Raw genomic sequence first — 14,648 nt, 5'->3', positions numbered from 1 at the left:
CCTTGAACTCGATCACGCCAATCGCCTCTCACCAACTCCCTTACAACGCTGGAATATCATGCGCGCCCCGAAAGTCGAAAGTTTGCGACAGTACCGCGGCAAGTGCTGGTTTTGGGGCCACGATGGGTGGTTTCGGCCAGGCGAAGCCGGTAAGGTCTGGCACAGCGGGCGGAACGGCCCGCCCTGCCGAAGGATACCCCATGAAATCCGAACATGTCGCGCTTGCCAAAGCCTCGATCCTGCTCGCCTCGGCGCCCGAACCTGTCGTGCAATCGGTGCTGGAGGAAGCACGGATACGCCAGTTCCCGCGCGGCGGCACGATCTTCCTGCAAGGCGAACGCGCCAGCGCGATCTATATTGTGGCCGAAGGCTGGATCAAGCTCTACCGCATCGCGCCAAATGGCGCCGAGGCGGTGGTGGGCGTGTTCACCAATGGCGAATCCTTCGGCGAGGCGGTGGCCTTTCGCAGTGACACCTATCCGGTCGCGGCGGAGGCGGTCACCGACTGCACGCTGATCCGCATCGAGGCCGACAGCTTTCTGCGCCAGATCCGCAACAACCCGGAAGTCGCCATCTCGATCCTGTCGGCGACCTTTACCCATCTGCACAGCCTTGTGGCGCAGGTCGAACAGCTCAAGGCCCGGACCGGCGCGCAGCGGGTGGCAGAATTCCTGCTGGAGCTTGCACCCTGCCCGGCCGGCGCCTGCGAGGTGACGCTGCCCTATGACAAGGTGCTGATCGCCGGGCGGCTTGGGATGAAACCGGAAAGCCTGAGCCGGGCCTTTGCACGGCTGAAGGAACAGGGCGTCACCATCCGGCAGAATATTGCCCGGATCGAGGATCTGGAAACGCTGCGCAACTATACCGAGGAAGACCCCGCAATGGCCTGGTCGCGCTGATCCCGTCAGGGAATCGCAACCGCGAGGCCGGTCAGGGCCAGCATGAACAGCGCAAGCCCCAGTGCGAATCCCCGCGCGATGTTCGGGGCCTGCGCAAGATGCAGATAGCGGTTCAGGATCAGTTCCGCCTTGGCCCAGGCAAGCGCAAGCACCACCAGTGCCAGCCAGCGCCCGGAAAGGCCGGTCGCGGCGACGGCGGTGGAGGTGGCGGTGAGGGCGATCAGCCAGGCCCAGGCACGGGTGACGCTCATATCAGGTAAACCACCGGAAACAGCAGCACCCAGACCAGATCGACCATATGCCAGAAGGCAGCCCCCGCCTCGACCGCGCGAGGGGTGGCCAGCCAGCCAACCAGACCCAGCAGCACGATCCCTGCCAGCACATGCGCCGCGTGAAAGCCGGTCAGCAGCATGTGGAAGGTGTAGAACGCATGGCTGTCAAAGCTCAGCCCGGCGGCCCAGAGATCGGCATATTCCTGCGCCTTCAGAAACAGGAACACGCCACCCAGCAGTGCCGCCCCGGCCAGCAGCGCCCGCAACCGGGTACGCCGTCCCGCCCGCGCCGCCTCCAGCGCCAGTGCGGCCAGCCAGCCGGAGGTCACCAGAACCAGCGTGTTGATCCCCGCCCCCGTGCGGTGCAGATGCGCCTGCGCCTCGGCAAAGCCCGGCGGATCGGTCAGCCGCACCGCCAGAAAGCCCAAGAGACCGGCGCCAAACACCGCGAGTTCTGACAGGATCAGCACCCACATCATCAGATCGCCGGGCAGATCGTCCAGCACGGATGCCTGCGGCGCGTTCATCCCGTCACCAACTGCCGATAAATCGCGGGCAGCGCACGGGTCAGCTTTTCGGGATCGGCGATCACCGCATAGGCCCCCGCGCCGAAGATGCGCGGAAACCAGTCCTTGCCGTCCCGATCCACCGTGATGCCGAACACCGCTTGTCCGGCGCGGCGGGCCTCCTGCACGGCCTTGCGACTGTCCTCGATTCCATGGCGGCCCTCGTAATGGTCCAGATCGTTGGGCTTGCCATCGGTCAGCACCAGCAGAAGCCGCCGCTTGCGCGCCTCGCGCGTCAGCCCGGCCGAGACATGGCGGATGGCCGCGCCCAGCCGGGTGTAATGGCCGGGCCGCAGCCCGGCGATGCGCTGTTCGGTGCCGGCCGACATCGGCTCGGAGAAACCCTTGACCTCCTGCACGAAGACCCGCTGGCGGCGGAGCGAGGAAAAGGCGTGGATGGAGAAGCGGTCGCCGCAGGCATCGAGCCCCCAGGCCAGCGCCGCCAGCGCCTCGCGTTCGATGTCGATGACGCTGCGCCCGTCATGGCCGTGCCCCGGCAGCGCGCTTTCGGTGCTGCGCGAGACGTCCAGCAGGATCGACACCGCGAGATCGCGGCGTTCGGCTCTTGTCTGGCGCCAGACCCGGTCTGTACCTTCGCCGGTTGCCAGAAAATCGACCCGCGCGCGCACCGCCCGTTCGGTGTCAAGCACATCGCCTTCCGGGTGGCCAGCCGTCGAGACGAAGCCGGGACGCAGGGCCTCGAACTGGCGGCGGACGGCGCGAATGCGGGCGGCGGCGCGCGGATCGTCCCGAAACGCAGGTATTGCCAGGCTTTCCTCGGCCCGTGACTGCAACACGCGGACATGCGCGGGCAGATAGACCCCGCCGCGCACATCCCATTCGGGATAGGTGGTAACGCCCGACAGCGCCTCGCGGTCCACATCCTCGGGCGCAAGGTCGAGATGCAGTTTCAGCCGCGTGGCCGGGGCTTTGGAAATCTGAGCCAGACCGATCTCTTCCTGATCATCGGCGGCCTTGCCGGCGGTATCCTCGTCGTCCTCCTCGATCCGGCGGTTGAGGTTGAGGAATTCGGTCATCGACAGGATCGCCTCGAACTTGTGGAGGATGAAACTGTCCTTGCGATCCGCCTGATCGGCCTTGCGGCGGCGGGCGCGGCGGGCGGTCTTTTCCTCGGTCAGCTCGGGCGTACCCTCGGTCGCGCGGGTTTCGACAGCAGTGGCCTCGGACCGCGACAGCGCCCGCAGATCGGGCCAGAGCGGCACCGGCCGGAACGGGCGATAGCCGCGCGGGGCACGGGCGGGCAGCGGCGGCAGATCAAGCGTCGCGCCAAGCGCCGCGCGGATGCGCGCTTCCACCGCCGCCTCGGCGGGCGGCAGGGTGGGCGTGCGGCGCAGCGCCAATACGGCGGCGCACAGATCGCGGTGCAGCGGGCGGAATCCCGGCGCATTGGCCAGCGCGATTTCCGTCATCTGCCGCGCCAGATCCAGCGCCGCCAGATCGGCCAGCAGCGGGTCGGCCGCGACCTGCGGCGCACGGTCTTGCAGCGCCACCGCCGCCGCCGCGAGCCACAGGTAAAGCGCCGCATTGGCCTCGGCCGCCGGGAAGATGGCAAGCGACTCGGGCAGGCGCAACGTGGCGCCGTCAAAACTGGCGCGGGGAATTTCGTCGCGCCATGTGCCCAGCTTTCGCAGCAGGCTCAGCCGGTGCGCGCTGGTTTCCGCCGCCACCGGCTTGATCTCGACGGCGCCATCCCCGCCGAGGCCGCGAAACAGGACTGCCAGCCGCCTGCCCACCTGTGACAGCGGGACACGGGCTCCATCGTGGACGGGATCAGCGTCCAGTCGGCTGGCAAAGGCGTGCCACAGTTTCCCGACGGTTTCTTCGGGTTCCCATGGCTCGAACTCGATCCGTGACATGGCCTGCCTCACCCGAATACGGCCGTCACAAGATCGCGGAGCCCGGCCTTCACATCCGGGTCATCGGTCAGCGGTTCAATCATCGCCGCGCGGATCGCGGCCTCGGTCGCCATGCCGCCGGCGATCAGCGAGGCGCAATAGATCACCAGCCGGGTGGAAACCCCTTCCTCCAGATCCTGCCCCTTCATGGCGCGCAGCTTGCCCGCCAGCCGTACCAGCGGCGCCACCCGATCCTCGGGCAGGCCGCTTTCACGGGCGACCACCGGGATTTCGTGTTCCGGTCGCGGGAAGCCAAATTCCAGCGCGACGAACCGCTGCCGGGTCGAGGGTTTCAGCGTCTTGAGGATATTCTGGTAACCGGGGTTGTAGCTGGCGACCAGCAGGAAGTCGGGATGCGCCTCCAGCTCTTCGCCGGTGCGGTCGATCGGCAGGATGCGGCGATCATCGGTCAGCGGGTGCAGCACCACCGTCACGTCCTTGCGCGCCTCCACCACCTCGTCGAGATAGCAGATCGCGCCCTCGCGCACGGCGCGGGTCAGCGGCCCGTCGACCCAGACCGTCTCGCCGCCCTTCAGCAGCCAGCGCCCGATCAGGTCCGAGGCCGACAGATCATCATGGCAGGCGACCGTGTAAAGCGGCCGGCCCAGCCGATGCGCCATGGCGGCGACGAACCGGGTCTTGCCGCAGCCTGTCGGGCCTTTCAGCAGCACCGGCAGCCGGCGCGCGGCGGCGGCGGCGAAGATGTCGCATTCCGCGCCCTGCGGCTGGTAGAAAGGGGCGTTCGCCGCCCCTTCCGTGATATGGGATCCATCCATCTGCATCACTCCGCCGGCTGGCTTGCGCCGCGTTCGATGATCTCGCGCCGGGGCACGAGCACGGCATAGATGAACAGCACCGCCCCCAGCACCACCGCGACACCCGAGCCGAAGCGCATGGCATAGAACAGCCAGAGCTGGTCCTGCACATCCATGTAGCCCTCGCCGTTCACCCGTTGCAGGTGGGTCTGGATCGTACCCGCGAAGGTCAGCGTGAAGGTCATGAACACCACACCGCCCGACATCAGCCAGAAGCTGACCATGTTCAGCACCTGATTATACGGGTCGCGGCCCAGCAGATGCGGCAGCGCATAGGTGATGATCGCCAGATTGAGGCAGACATAGGCACCGTAGAAGGCCAGGTGGCCGTGCGCGGCGGTGATCTGCGTGCCGTGGCTGTAATAATTCACCCCGTGCAGCGTGTGCAGGAAGCCCCAGACCCCGGCCCCGAAGAAGGCGAGCGTGGCGCAGCCAAGGCTCCACAGCAGGGCGGCCTTGTTCGGATGGTCGCGGCGGCCCTTCCAGACCATGACGAAGGCGAAGGACATCATGGCGAAGAACGGCGCCACCTCGAAGCTGGAGAAGATCGAACCGATCCACTGCCAGTAACCCGGCGTCCCGATCCAGTAATAGTGGTGTCCGGTGCCAAGAATGCCCGAGAACAGCGCAAGGGCGGCGATGACGTAAAGCCACTTCTCGACGACCTCGCGGTCCACCCCCGTCAGCTTCAGCATCAGGAATGCGAGGATCGAGGCCATCACCAGTTCCCAGGTGCCCTCGACCCACAGATGGACGATGTACCACCAGTACATCTTGTCCAGCGCGAGGTTATCGGGGTTCACGAAGGCGAACAGGAACAGCAGCGCCAGCCCCCACAGCCCCAGAAGCAGGATATTGGTGATCGCGGTCTTGCGTCCGGCCAGCACGGTCATCGAGATGTTGTAAAGGAAGATCAGCGCCGCGACGACGATGCCCACCTTCACCCAGCGCGGCTGTTCGATGAACTCGCGCCCCTCGTTGCCCAGCAGCCAGTTGCCGTCAAACAGGTTGAACAGATAGGTGACAACCACCCCCGCCGTCCCGATGACGAAGATCGCCAGTTGCAGCCAGGCGAGCTTGGGCGAGTGGATCTCGCGTTCCGCCTCTTCCGGGATCAGGTAATAGGCGGCACCGAAGAAGCCCAGCAGCAGCCAGACGATCAGGCTGTTGGTGTGCAGCATCCGGCCCACGTTAAAGGGCAGGATTTCCGACAGGAAGTTGGGCGAGATGTAGATCCAGCCCAGCACCAGCCCCATGGTCACCTGCACGGCGAACAGCGCCATGGCGACGACGAAATAGGCCAGCGCGATCTTTTGCGTTTGGTATTTCATGGCAGTCTCTCCTCAGCCCGCATCATTCGGCGGCCAGTCCTGGGCGCGGATCGTATTGGTCCACAGCAGGAAGTCGGCGATCTGGCGGTATTCCTCGTCGGTCAGCCCGAAGTTGGGCATCTGGCGGCGGCCCTCGATGCCGGTTGGCATGGCATCCATCCAGCCTTTCAGCGCGGTGAATGCGCCTTCGTGGTCGCCGGGTTCGATGCCCCAGCGTGTCATCACATTGGCCAGTTCCGGGGCGAAATAGGCGCCTTCGCCCAGAAGGGTGTGGCAATTGATGCAGGCATGCTTTTCCCAAAGCAGTTTGCCCTGCGCCACGCTTTCGGTCAGCGTTGCCTTGTCGGTCGAGGTCTTGGTTATGTAGAAGTGCGAATGGGCCGTCAGACCCACGAAGATGAGAATGAAGAACAGTGACCCGCCGTAAAAGATATTGCGGGCCATGCTCTTGGTCATGACTTCGCGCATGGCGAGGTGTCCTTCCGTGAGCGGTTGCAGTCACCCTTCTGTGAAGAAGGCGCCCGTGTCCGGCCTTAACAAAAGTCAACCCGGCGATGCGACAATCACGCCAGAAGCGCGATTTCGGCGCCGGGACATACAGCCAGCGTGCGGGTGATGGAGGCGCGGTCCATCAGGCAGAAGGCGGTCGACAGCGCATCGGCCAGCGCCGCGTGCGGGGCAGTGACACTGACAGTCTGCCAGCGCGGCCTGAGCGGTGCGCGGGGTCCGACGATATGCGGCTGCCCCGCCCCGATCAGCGTGCCGCGCGGCGAAGAGGTGGCCATGGCGCCACCGCGCAGCGCAAATTCGCGCAGCACCTGCCCTTCCGTCCCTGCAATGGTCACGCGCCAGGGAGTGCGGTCGGCGCGTGGGCCGGTGATGGCCATTTCGCCCATGTCGATCAGCGCATGGCCATAACCTTCGGCCCGCAACAGCGCCGCAATGTGGTCGGCGGCCCAGCCCTGCGCAATGCCGTTCAGTGTCAGCGCCTGACCGGGGGCCAGCCGGATTTCACGCGCGTCGATCTGCACGCGACACAGCCCGATGGCAGAGCGGGCAGCCTGTTGGTCGCCGCCTGTCGCCAGAGCCTGCCACAACGGCTGCACCGTGGGATCGAAGGCGCCGCCGGTCAGATCATGCACCTGCCGCGCCAGCGCCAGCACCTCCAGCAGCGCAGGCGGCGGTCCGGCCAGACGGCCATCCCGGTTCAGCCGGGTCAGCGCGGAGTCGCGGTGCAGGCTGAAGACCTGTTCCATTCGCTCGATTTCGGTCACCAGCCGGTCGAATGTCAGGCTGGCGCGGGCGGGATCGGCTCCTTCCAGCCGCATCGAGACCGCAGCGCCGAAGGCGCGGCCCTCCCAGACGGCAGCCTGCGCACCGCGCGGCGTGGCCAGAGTGGCAACGGCGATGCTCAGGAACCGGCGGCGGTTCATCGTGGCGACCCGACCGGGGCGCGCGGCAGGCGCGGTTGCCACCAGACCAGCCAGAACTCTGCCAGATACAGGGTGAAGGCCATGACCCACAGCACACCGGAGGTCAGCACCGCCGGTTCATAGACCTGCGGAAAGGCCGAACCGATCCAGCGCAGAGCGGCGGCGAACGGCAGCAGCGCATAGGCCAGCACCACGCCGCGCGGCGCGACGAGGGCGCGCCCGCTGTGGCCAAGGCTCGCGCGCGACATGATGGCCAGTGTCATGCCGCCGACACCGCCGATGGCCAGCAGATGCAGCGCCGCGATCTCGGACCCGAAGCCCAGACCTGCCAGCCCCAGCAGCACAAGGCCAAACGCATTCAGCGCATATGACAGATGCATGGTCCAGAGGATCGGCCGTCGCCAGGTCCAGCCCCCCCGCCACAGCGCGACCCGGCTCAGAGCCAACGCCCCGGCCAGAAGCGCCACCGCTCCGGTGAGCGTCTCGGGCAGACCGGCCAGACATCCCACCGGCACCGCGATGGCCGCAGTGACCGAACCCGCCGCCAGTGGGCGCGGGTTGACGGGCAGGCGATCCTCGCGCCCGCTGGCGACCATGGCATTGCGGGTAAAGCCCGGCGTCACCCGCCCGCCCATGACAACGATCATCCCGGCCAACACCAGCAGCCCGCCGCGCAGCCCCTGCCCTGCGGTGCCGGTCAGCCCCATCCAGTCCAGATGCACCAGCAAGTTCGACAGCCAGAACAGTGCCAGCATCGCCACGAACAGCAGTTGCGGACCGCGCGGGCGGCGCAGAAGCTGGCTCAGCAACTGAACAGCAAGCAGCGGCGCGAAGGCCAGATCCGCCACCGCCACCATCGCGGGCGGCAGGTTGCCCGAGGCCCACAGCGCCAGCCGCCCCGCCAGCCAGACCGCCGCCGCCAGCGCGATGAAGCGGTGCGCCGCGCCCTTGCCGCCGGTCCAGTTCGGCACGGCGGTCAGGAAGAACCCGGCCAGCGCCGCGCCGCCATAGCCAAAGATCATCTCGTGCGCATGCCAGTGCTGCGGCGCCATGGCGACCGGCAGATCGGCCAGCCCGCCCGTTGCATGAATCGCCAGCCAGCCGGTCCAGATGACCATGGCCAGCACGGCGAACAGCCCGGCGGACAGGAAAAAGACCCGGAAGCCTTCGGAGAACAGGCGTTTCACGGCACTCATGGTGTGGCTCCTTCCGTGGCACGGGCACGGCGTTTCAGCACCGGGCATTGCGTGCCGTCGTTCATGATGACCTGACAGCGCAGGCACAGGACACATTCATTGGGGTTGATGCGGCCGATGGCGTCGATGGCGCCGACGGTGCATTTCGTCTCGCACATCCGGCATTCGCGGCCGCATTGCGGGCGGCGCTTCAGCCAGTCGAAGATCTTCAGCTTGGCCGGGATCGCCAGCCCCGCACCCAAGGGGCACAGATAGCGGCAGTAGAAGCGTTCGATGAACAGCCCCGCCCCCAGAATCGCCGCGACGAACAGCAGGAACGGCCAGGTCCGCAGGAAGCGCAGCGAGATCGCGGTCTTGAACGGCTCGGCCTCGGCCAGCAGCAGCGCGTCATGCATGGAATAGAAGGACAGCGCGAGGATGGAGACGAACAGCGTGTATTTGATGACCCAAAGCCGTTCGTGCAGCGCCTGCGGCACCGCGATCTGCTTCACACCCAGCCGCTGCGCCAGCGTATTGGTCAGCTCCTGCAAGGCGCCGAAGGGGCAAAGCCAGCCGCAATAGACCCCGCGCCCCCAGAACAGCATCCCCAGCGCGACAAAGGACCACAGGATGAAGATGACCGGCTCGATCAGGAAGGTCTCCCACCGGAAGCCGGTCAGCAGGGAATGGACGAAGGCCACCACCTGCACAACGGAAAGCTGGCCGTTCAGCCCCATGCCAAGAACCAGAAAGGTGGCAGCCAGAAAGCCGATGCGCCCTGCCCGCCAAAGGCCCGGGCGTCGGGTGATCCATTCCTGCGCGAACAGGATCACGGTTAGCACCAGAAGCATCAGCACCACGATTGCCGCCTGCACCCGCTTGGCCTGCCAGATGCTGCGCCAGAGCGGCTCGGGTGTCGGCGCTTGCAGGATGAAAGCGGCTGGAAGCGCCACCGGCAGGCTGGCCGTCAGTGCCACCTCGCCCCCCGTCGCGGTCGGGCGGCTGGCGCGGACCTCCAGCGTGAAGGGGCGGGTCGGGTCGATGGCGGCGGGCAGGGCGAACAGGCTGATCTCCTTCATCGCGGGGGCGTCCTTCAACGTCAGCCGCTTGATCATTCGATAGCCGTCCGCGCCGGGCTGCCAGCGGGTTTCCCCCTGAACCACGGTCAGCCGGTCGAACCGGCCCGAGCGTTTCCAGTCGGTGCCGCGATGCGATTGCAGGCCAGAGGACATGACCAGAAGCGCCGCCTCGCCCGGCCCCAGCGCGCCCAGGGCGCGGGTGAATTCCTGTTGGCCCAGCAGGTTCTGGCCGATGGCGGGCGGGTCGATCACCCCGGCCCAGAGATGCAGGAAATCGCCGGGACCGGGCGGGACCGGCACCCTGGCACCGGCCAGCGCCACCGCCGCCTCGGTCATACCGATACGCGTTTCGCTCACCGCGCCGGTGGTCAAAAGTTGCCGCCAATCCGCCGGGGCGAAACTCAGCCGGTCGATGGCGCCGCCCGCAATGACGCCGCGCCCCACCGCAAGGGTGCGCGCGGTGCGCAGGATGCCGTCGCGGATAACCCCGGTGGAAACCGTGGCGCGGCTGATGATATCCGGCGCTTCTGGCGCTACCGGCGCGGCCAGATCGAGCCCGGCGAAGCCGCTGACATATCGGGCGATGTCGGCATCCGAAATCCCCAGCGTCAGTACGGGTTCGTCATGCCTGACCAGCCGCGCACCGAGGATCACCCCCTTGGGTGACAGCGCAACCCGCACATCCAGCGGCCGCCCGGAATAGCCCACCGACCCCGCAATTTCCGATGTGGAACCAAGATGCGCCAGCAGCATGTCGCCTGCATAGACCTCCCATCCCGGCACGCCCTCGTCGATCCGGCGCAGGATGAGCGGGCCGGTCACGCCGGTCAGGGCTGCAGCCTCGTCCGGCGTCGGCGCGTCTTCCGCACGGGCCAGACCCGCGCAGAACAGAACAAGCAGGGCAAGAAGGAGCTGTCGCATGGCGGTCCCGTCCGGGGCATCCTCCGGTTCGTCCCGCACCCTGCCTGCGCGGGAACGTCGCGGCCTTAACCAAAGTCAAAGCCTCCGGCCGCCGATCACGGGAATGTGTGCCCAGCCTCACCAGCTGAACGGAGAGATTCCCATGACCCGCCGAGCCACCCGAGCCAGGACGCTTCTGTGGACCAGTGCCGCCCTCGCCCTCGGGCTGATGGTTGCCCCCGCCCAGGCGCAGGACAAGCCAAAGGAGCATGCAGACGGACCTGCCGCCGCCTATGAACCCTCGATGACCACCCTCGGCCAGCTCAAGGTCGAGATCCCGGGCCGCAAGCCCGATGATCCTGTGATGACGCAGGAGGAGTTCCAGAAAGCGACACAGATCTATTTCGAACGTTGCGCAGGCTGCCATGGCGTGCTGCGCAAGGGGGCGACCGGCAAGCCGCTGACCACCGATATCACGCGCGAAAACGGCTACGACTATCTGCACAGCTTCATCACCTACGGCTCGCCCGCCGGGATGCCGAACTGGGGCACCTCGGGCGAACTCAGCGAGGCGGATGTTGACCTGATGGCCCGTTACCTTCTGCTGGAACCGCCCGCCCCGCCGGAATGGGGCATGCCGGAGATGAAGGGGAGCTGGCAGGTGCTGGTGAAGCCCGAGGACCGGCCAAAGCAGAAGGAAAACAACATCGACATCGAGAACCTGATGTCGGTCACGCTGCGCGATGCGGGCCAGATCGCGCTGATCGACGGCGGCACCTACGATATCCGCGCGGTGATCGACACTGGCTATGCCGTGCATATCAGCCGCATCTCGGCCTCGGGGCGGTATCTGTTCGTGATCGGTCGCGACGGTCTGGTCAACATGATTGACCTCTGGATGAAGGAACCGGCCTCTGTTGCACAGATCAAGATCGGCATCGAGGCGCGATCGGTCGAGACCTCAAAATTCGAGGGCTGGGAAGACAAGCTGGCCATCGCTGGCGCCTACTGGCCGCCGCAATATGTGATCATGGATGGCGAAACACTGGAGCCGCTGAAGATCGTCTCAACCCGCGGCAATATCTATGACGAGCAGGTCTATCACCCCGAACCCCGCGTCGCATCGATTCTGGCCAGCCATTACAAGCCGGAATTCATCGTGAATGTGAAAGAGACGGGCAAGATCCTGTTCGTCGATTACACCGACCTCAAGAACCTCAAGACGGTGGAGATCGAGGCAGAACGCTTCCTGCACGATGGCGGGTTTGACAGCACGCATCGCTATTTCCTCGTGGCGGCCAACCAGCGCGGCAAGATCGCGGTGGTGGACACCAAGGAAGACAAGCTGACCGCGCTGATCGAAACCGGCGGTCAGACCCCGCACCCGGGGCGCGGCGCGAACTTCACCCACCCGGTCTATGGGCCGGTCTGGGCGACCTCGCACCTGGGCGATGAAAGCGTGGCGCTGATCGGCACCGACCCGGAGGGCCATCCCGATCAGGCCTGGAAGATCGTCGACAACTTCTTCGCACTTGGCGGCGGCTCGCTGTTCATCAAGACCCATCCGAACAGCACGCATCTTTATGTCGATGCGCCGCTGAACCCGGATGCCGAAGTGTCAGCCAATGTGGCGGTGTTCGACATCCCCGCCATGGGGGGCGATCCGGCGGTGGACCCGGAGTTCAGGACACTGCCGATCGGCGAATGGGCCGGGATCGCGGATGGACAGCCGCGCGTGGTGCAGCCGGAGTTCAACAAGGAAGGCACCGAGGTCTGGTTCAGCGTCTGGAACGCGAAGGACAAGGAAAGCGCGATTGTCGTCGTCGATGACAAGACGCTGGAGCTGAAGACGGTGATCAAGGACCCGCGTCTGATCACGCCGACGGGCAAGTTCAACGTGCTGAACACGCAGAAGGACATTTACTGATCCTTTCGCGTGTTCACGCCCCGCGGCTCCCCAGGCCGCGGGGCACCCGGAGGGGCGCATCTGCGCCCTTCTGTTCCTGTCACAGCCAGTCGGGACCGACAGCCATGAAAGACCTTGCCCCCTTACAGCCCGGCGGAATCGTGCATCTTGTCGGCGCCGGTCCGGGAGACCCGGAGCTTCTGACGCTGCGCGCGCTGCGCCTGATCCGCGAGGCCGCGGTGGTGGTGCATGACCGTCTGGTCAGCCCCGAGATCATGGCGCTGGTGCCGCCCGGCACGCGGCGCATCGACGTGGGCAAGCTACCAAAACATCATCGCCTGCCGCAGGAAGGTATCAATGCCCTGCTGGTCGATCTGGCTGCGCAGGGGCTTTGCGTGGTGCGGCTGAAAGGGGGCGACCCGCTGATTTTCGGGCGCGGCAGCGAGGAGGCGGCGGCAATCCGCGCTGCCGGACAGCGCTGCACCCATGTGCCCGGCATCACCTCGGCGCAAGGGGCAGCCGCCGCGACCGGCGTGCCACTGACGCACCGGGGGCTTGCCACCGGCGTGCGCTATGTCACCGGCCACCGCGCGAGGGATGTCGCGCTGGATCTGGACTGGGCCTCGCTCGCCAGTCCAGAGACCACGCTGGTGGTCTATATGGGCGCCGCGACCATGGCCGAGATTTCGGCGCGACTGGTGGCACAGGGACTGCCTGCCGATCTGCCGGTGCTGGCCATTGCCGCCGCGACCACGCCCCGCGAACGGCGGGTGCTGTCTACCCTTGCCGACATCGCAACCGCCGTCGCGGACGCCGAGCCGGGCGTGCCGCTGCTGTTCATCATCGGCCGCGTCGTCTCGCTCTACGCGCCGCTGCCCGGTGCCGCGCTTCAGGTGGCCCATGCCTAGGCTCGTCCTGCTCCTTCTGGTCCTGCTGGTCCTGCCCGGCATGGCGATGGCAGAGATCACGCCGGAACAGACCTTGTGGCTGGAGCACATGGTCACGCAGGATTGCGGATCATGCCACGGGCTGACGCTGAAAGGCGGGCTTGGCCGCCCGCTGACGACCGAGGCGCTGGCCGGGGCCGATCCTGCCACACTGACCGCCATCATCCTCGACGGTGTGCCCGGCACCGCCATGCCGCCCTGGCGCCCGCTTCTGACCGAGGAAGAGGCGCGCTGGATCGCCGACTATCTGACCACGAAGGACCAAAGATGAAACGCGCGCTTGCCCTTGCCCTGCTGACCCTTCTGCCGCTGCCCGCGCTGGCGCAGGCGACTGGCGACCTTGGCCTTGTGGTCGAACGCGCCAGCGGCAGCCTCCTGCTGGTGGATCGGTCCGACCGCGCGGCGTTGACGCGGATCGAGGGGCTGGGCGATCTCTCGCATGCCTCGCTGACCTACAGCCCCGACGAACGCTTCGCCTATGTTTTCGGCCGCGACGGCGGGCTGAGCAAGGTTGACCTGATCGACCGCAAGGTGGTGGCGCGCACCATGCAGGCCGGAAACTCCATCGGCGGCGCCATTTCCGACGACGGCAGGCTGGTCGCGGTGTCGAATTACGAACCCGGCGGGGTGAAGGTGTTTGACGCCGAAACCTTGGCGCCTGTGGCCGACATCCCGTCCGCCGGCAAGACCATCGGTCTGGTCGACCTGCCCGGCCGCCGCTTCGCCTGGGCGGTCTGGGACACCGGCGAGGTGTTCATGGGCGATTTCTCGGGTGCCGCGCCGGTGGTGACCTCGCTGGGCATCGCCGGGGTCAACCCGTTCGACGCGGTGCTGACGGCAGATGCGCATACCTATCTGGTGGGCCTCTTCGGTGAAAAGGGCGTCATGTCCTATGACCTGTGGTCGCCGGAAACCCCGCCGCAGAAGTTCCTGACCGATTACGGCAAGACCGGTGCGGACATGCCGGTCTACAAGATGCCGCATCTGCAAGGCTGGGCCTTCACGGAAGGCCAGTTCGCCCTGCCCGCCGTTGGGCGGCACGAGGTTTTGTGGGTGGACAGCGAAACCCATGCCGACCGGGGCGCGACCCCTGTGCATGGCCAGCCGGTGTTCATCATCGCGCAACCGGCCTCGCCCTATGTCTGGGTGAACTTCGCAACACCCCTGAACGATACCGTGCAGGTGATCGACAGCCGCGACCACAAGGTCGTCGCCACGCTGACCCCCGGCAAGGCCGTGCTGCATATGGAATTCGCGCCACGCGGCGCCGAGGTCTGGATCAGCGCGCGGGATGACGACAAGGTGCGGATCTACGACACCCATACCCGTGAAAAACTGGCCGAGATCGCGGCCAAGGCACCCTCGGGCATCTTCTTCACTGCGCGTGCGCATCGGCCGGGGTTGTAACC

Annotated in this window: 14 protein-coding genes; 5 read left to right on the top strand and 9 right to left on the bottom strand. The window is 66.5% G+C overall.

The window, feature by feature from the left end:
• The first annotated feature begins 200 nt into the window (after nucleotides 1-200).
• The gene (locus tag C8N34_RS16180; RefSeq protein WP_108129647.1) at nucleotides 201-899 is read left to right on the top strand and encodes a Crp/Fnr family transcriptional regulator; all 699 of its coding nucleotides are present in this window, start codon (nucleotides 201-203) and stop codon (nucleotides 897-899) included.
• 5 nt (nucleotides 900-904) lie between these two features.
• Here C8N34_RS16180 and C8N34_RS16175 read toward each other — a convergent pair whose 3' ends face one another.
• From C8N34_RS16175 to C8N34_RS16135, 9 genes are all read right to left on the bottom strand, one after another.
• Nucleotides 905-1,150, bottom strand: coding sequence for a cytochrome C oxidase subunit IV family protein (locus tag C8N34_RS16175; protein ID WP_108129646.1), 246 nt, complete (start codon nucleotides 1,148-1,150; stop codon nucleotides 905-907).
• Nucleotides 1,147-1,698 carry a cytochrome c oxidase subunit 3 gene (locus C8N34_RS16170; protein WP_242013827.1) on the bottom strand — a complete coding sequence of 184 codons (552 nt, stop codon included), beginning with the start codon at nucleotides 1,696-1,698 and terminating at the stop codon, nucleotides 1,147-1,149. Before C8N34_RS16170 ends, C8N34_RS16175 begins: the two co-directional genes overlap by 4 nt.
• Complete coding sequence (locus C8N34_RS16165) at nucleotides 1,695-3,614, bottom strand: nitric oxide reductase activation protein NorD (protein WP_108129645.1); 1,920 nt, start codon at nucleotides 3,612-3,614, stop codon at nucleotides 1,695-1,697. Before C8N34_RS16165 ends, C8N34_RS16170 begins: the two co-directional genes overlap by 4 nt.
• An 8-nt stretch (nucleotides 3,615-3,622) precedes the next feature.
• Complete coding sequence (locus tag C8N34_RS16160; protein WP_108129659.1) at nucleotides 3,623-4,429, bottom strand: CbbQ/NirQ/NorQ/GpvN family protein; 807 nt, start codon at nucleotides 4,427-4,429, stop codon at nucleotides 3,623-3,625.
• Nucleotides 4,430-4,434: 5 nt separating this feature from the next.
• Nucleotides 4,435-5,799, bottom strand: coding sequence for a cbb3-type cytochrome c oxidase subunit I (locus C8N34_RS16155; RefSeq protein WP_108129644.1), 1,365 nt, complete (start codon nucleotides 5,797-5,799; stop codon nucleotides 4,435-4,437).
• Between the two features lie 12 nt (nucleotides 5,800-5,811).
• On the bottom strand, nucleotides 5,812-6,267 hold the full coding sequence (locus tag C8N34_RS16150; RefSeq protein WP_108129643.1) for a c-type cytochrome: 456 nt from the start codon (nucleotides 6,265-6,267) through the stop codon (nucleotides 5,812-5,814).
• Nucleotides 6,268-6,362: 95 nt separating this feature from the next.
• Complete coding sequence (locus C8N34_RS16145) at nucleotides 6,363-7,274, bottom strand: FAD:protein FMN transferase (protein ID WP_242013828.1); 912 nt, start codon at nucleotides 7,272-7,274, stop codon at nucleotides 6,363-6,365.
• Entirely contained in the window at nucleotides 7,229-8,428 is a 1,200-nt protein-coding gene (locus C8N34_RS16140) for an NnrS family protein (RefSeq protein ID WP_108129642.1), read from the bottom strand. Before C8N34_RS16140 ends, C8N34_RS16145 begins: the two co-directional genes overlap by 46 nt.
• On the bottom strand, nucleotides 8,425-10,407 hold the full coding sequence (locus tag C8N34_RS16135; RefSeq protein ID WP_108129641.1) for a NosR/NirI family protein: 1,983 nt from the start codon (nucleotides 10,405-10,407) through the stop codon (nucleotides 8,425-8,427). Before C8N34_RS16135 ends, C8N34_RS16140 begins: the two co-directional genes overlap by 4 nt.
• A gap of 142 nt (nucleotides 10,408-10,549) precedes the next feature.
• On the opposite strand from C8N34_RS16135, the gene C8N34_RS16130 reads away from it, so the two are divergent.
• From C8N34_RS16130 to C8N34_RS16115, 4 genes are all read left to right on the top strand, one after another.
• Nucleotides 10,550-12,313: a nitrite reductase gene (locus tag C8N34_RS16130; protein ID WP_108129640.1), complete on the top strand. Its 1,764-nt coding sequence runs from the start codon at nucleotides 10,550-10,552 to the stop codon at nucleotides 12,311-12,313.
• 104 nt (nucleotides 12,314-12,417) lie between these two features.
• Nucleotides 12,418-13,200, top strand: a complete 783-nt coding sequence (cobA, locus tag C8N34_RS16125; protein WP_108129639.1) for a uroporphyrinogen-III C-methyltransferase — start codon at nucleotides 12,418-12,420, stop codon at nucleotides 13,198-13,200.
• The gene (locus tag C8N34_RS16120; protein ID WP_108129638.1) at nucleotides 13,193-13,510 is read left to right on the top strand and encodes a c-type cytochrome; all 318 of its coding nucleotides are present in this window, start codon (nucleotides 13,193-13,195) and stop codon (nucleotides 13,508-13,510) included. The genes cobA and C8N34_RS16120 overlap by 8 nt, the downstream gene beginning before the upstream one ends.
• Nucleotides 13,507-14,646 carry a cytochrome D1 domain-containing protein gene (locus C8N34_RS16115; RefSeq protein WP_108129637.1) on the top strand — a complete coding sequence of 380 codons (1,140 nt, stop codon included), beginning with the start codon at nucleotides 13,507-13,509 and terminating at the stop codon, nucleotides 14,644-14,646. The genes C8N34_RS16120 and C8N34_RS16115 overlap by 4 nt, the downstream gene beginning before the upstream one ends.
• Nucleotides 14,647-14,648 lie beyond the last annotated feature (2 nt).

Origin of the sequence: Gemmobacter caeni, from assembly GCF_003054195.1 — a bacterium.
GTDB classification, from domain to species: Bacteria; Pseudomonadota; Alphaproteobacteria; order Rhodobacterales; family Rhodobacteraceae; genus Gemmobacter; species Gemmobacter caeni.
Note: the sequence above shows the minus strand (reverse complement) of the source record. Positions and strands in the feature narration are given on the sequence as shown.

Bases quoted from the DNA above. Each gene is read 5' to 3' on its own strand.
- C8N34_RS16165 (WP_108129645.1), bottom strand. From the start codon at position 3,614: ATGTCACGGATCGAGTTCGAGCCATGGGAACCCGAAGAAACCGTCGGG.
- C8N34_RS16175 (WP_108129646.1), bottom strand. From the start codon at position 1,150: ATGAGCGTCACCCGTGCCTGGGCCTGGCTGATCGCCCTCACCGCCACC.
- C8N34_RS16155 (WP_108129644.1), bottom strand. From the start codon at position 5,799: ATGAAATACCAAACGCAAAAGATCGCGCTGGCCTATTTCGTCGTCGCC.
- C8N34_RS16135 (WP_108129641.1), bottom strand. From the start codon at position 10,407: ATGCGACAGCTCCTTCTTGCCCTGCTTGTTCTGTTCTGCGCGGGTCTG.
- C8N34_RS16120 (WP_108129638.1), top strand. From the start codon at position 13,193: ATGCCTAGGCTCGTCCTGCTCCTTCTGGTCCTGCTGGTCCTGCCCGGC.
- C8N34_RS16170 (WP_242013827.1), bottom strand. From the start codon at position 1,698: ATGAACGCGCCGCAGGCATCCGTGCTGGACGATCTGCCCGGCGATCTG.
- C8N34_RS16130 (WP_108129640.1), top strand. From the start codon at position 10,550: ATGACCCGCCGAGCCACCCGAGCCAGGACGCTTCTGTGGACCAGTGCC.
- cobA (WP_108129639.1), top strand. From the start codon at position 12,418: ATGAAAGACCTTGCCCCCTTACAGCCCGGCGGAATCGTGCATCTTGTC.
- C8N34_RS16140 (WP_108129642.1), bottom strand. From the start codon at position 8,428: ATGAGTGCCGTGAAACGCCTGTTCTCCGAAGGCTTCCGGGTCTTTTTC.
- C8N34_RS16115 (WP_108129637.1), top strand. From the start codon at position 13,507: ATGAAACGCGCGCTTGCCCTTGCCCTGCTGACCCTTCTGCCGCTGCCC.
- C8N34_RS16160 (WP_108129659.1), bottom strand. From the start codon at position 4,429: ATGGATGGATCCCATATCACGGAAGGGGCGGCGAACGCCCCTTTCTAC.
- C8N34_RS16180 (WP_108129647.1), top strand. From the start codon at position 201: ATGAAATCCGAACATGTCGCGCTTGCCAAAGCCTCGATCCTGCTCGCC.
- C8N34_RS16150 (WP_108129643.1), bottom strand. From the start codon at position 6,267: ATGCGCGAAGTCATGACCAAGAGCATGGCCCGCAATATCTTTTACGGC.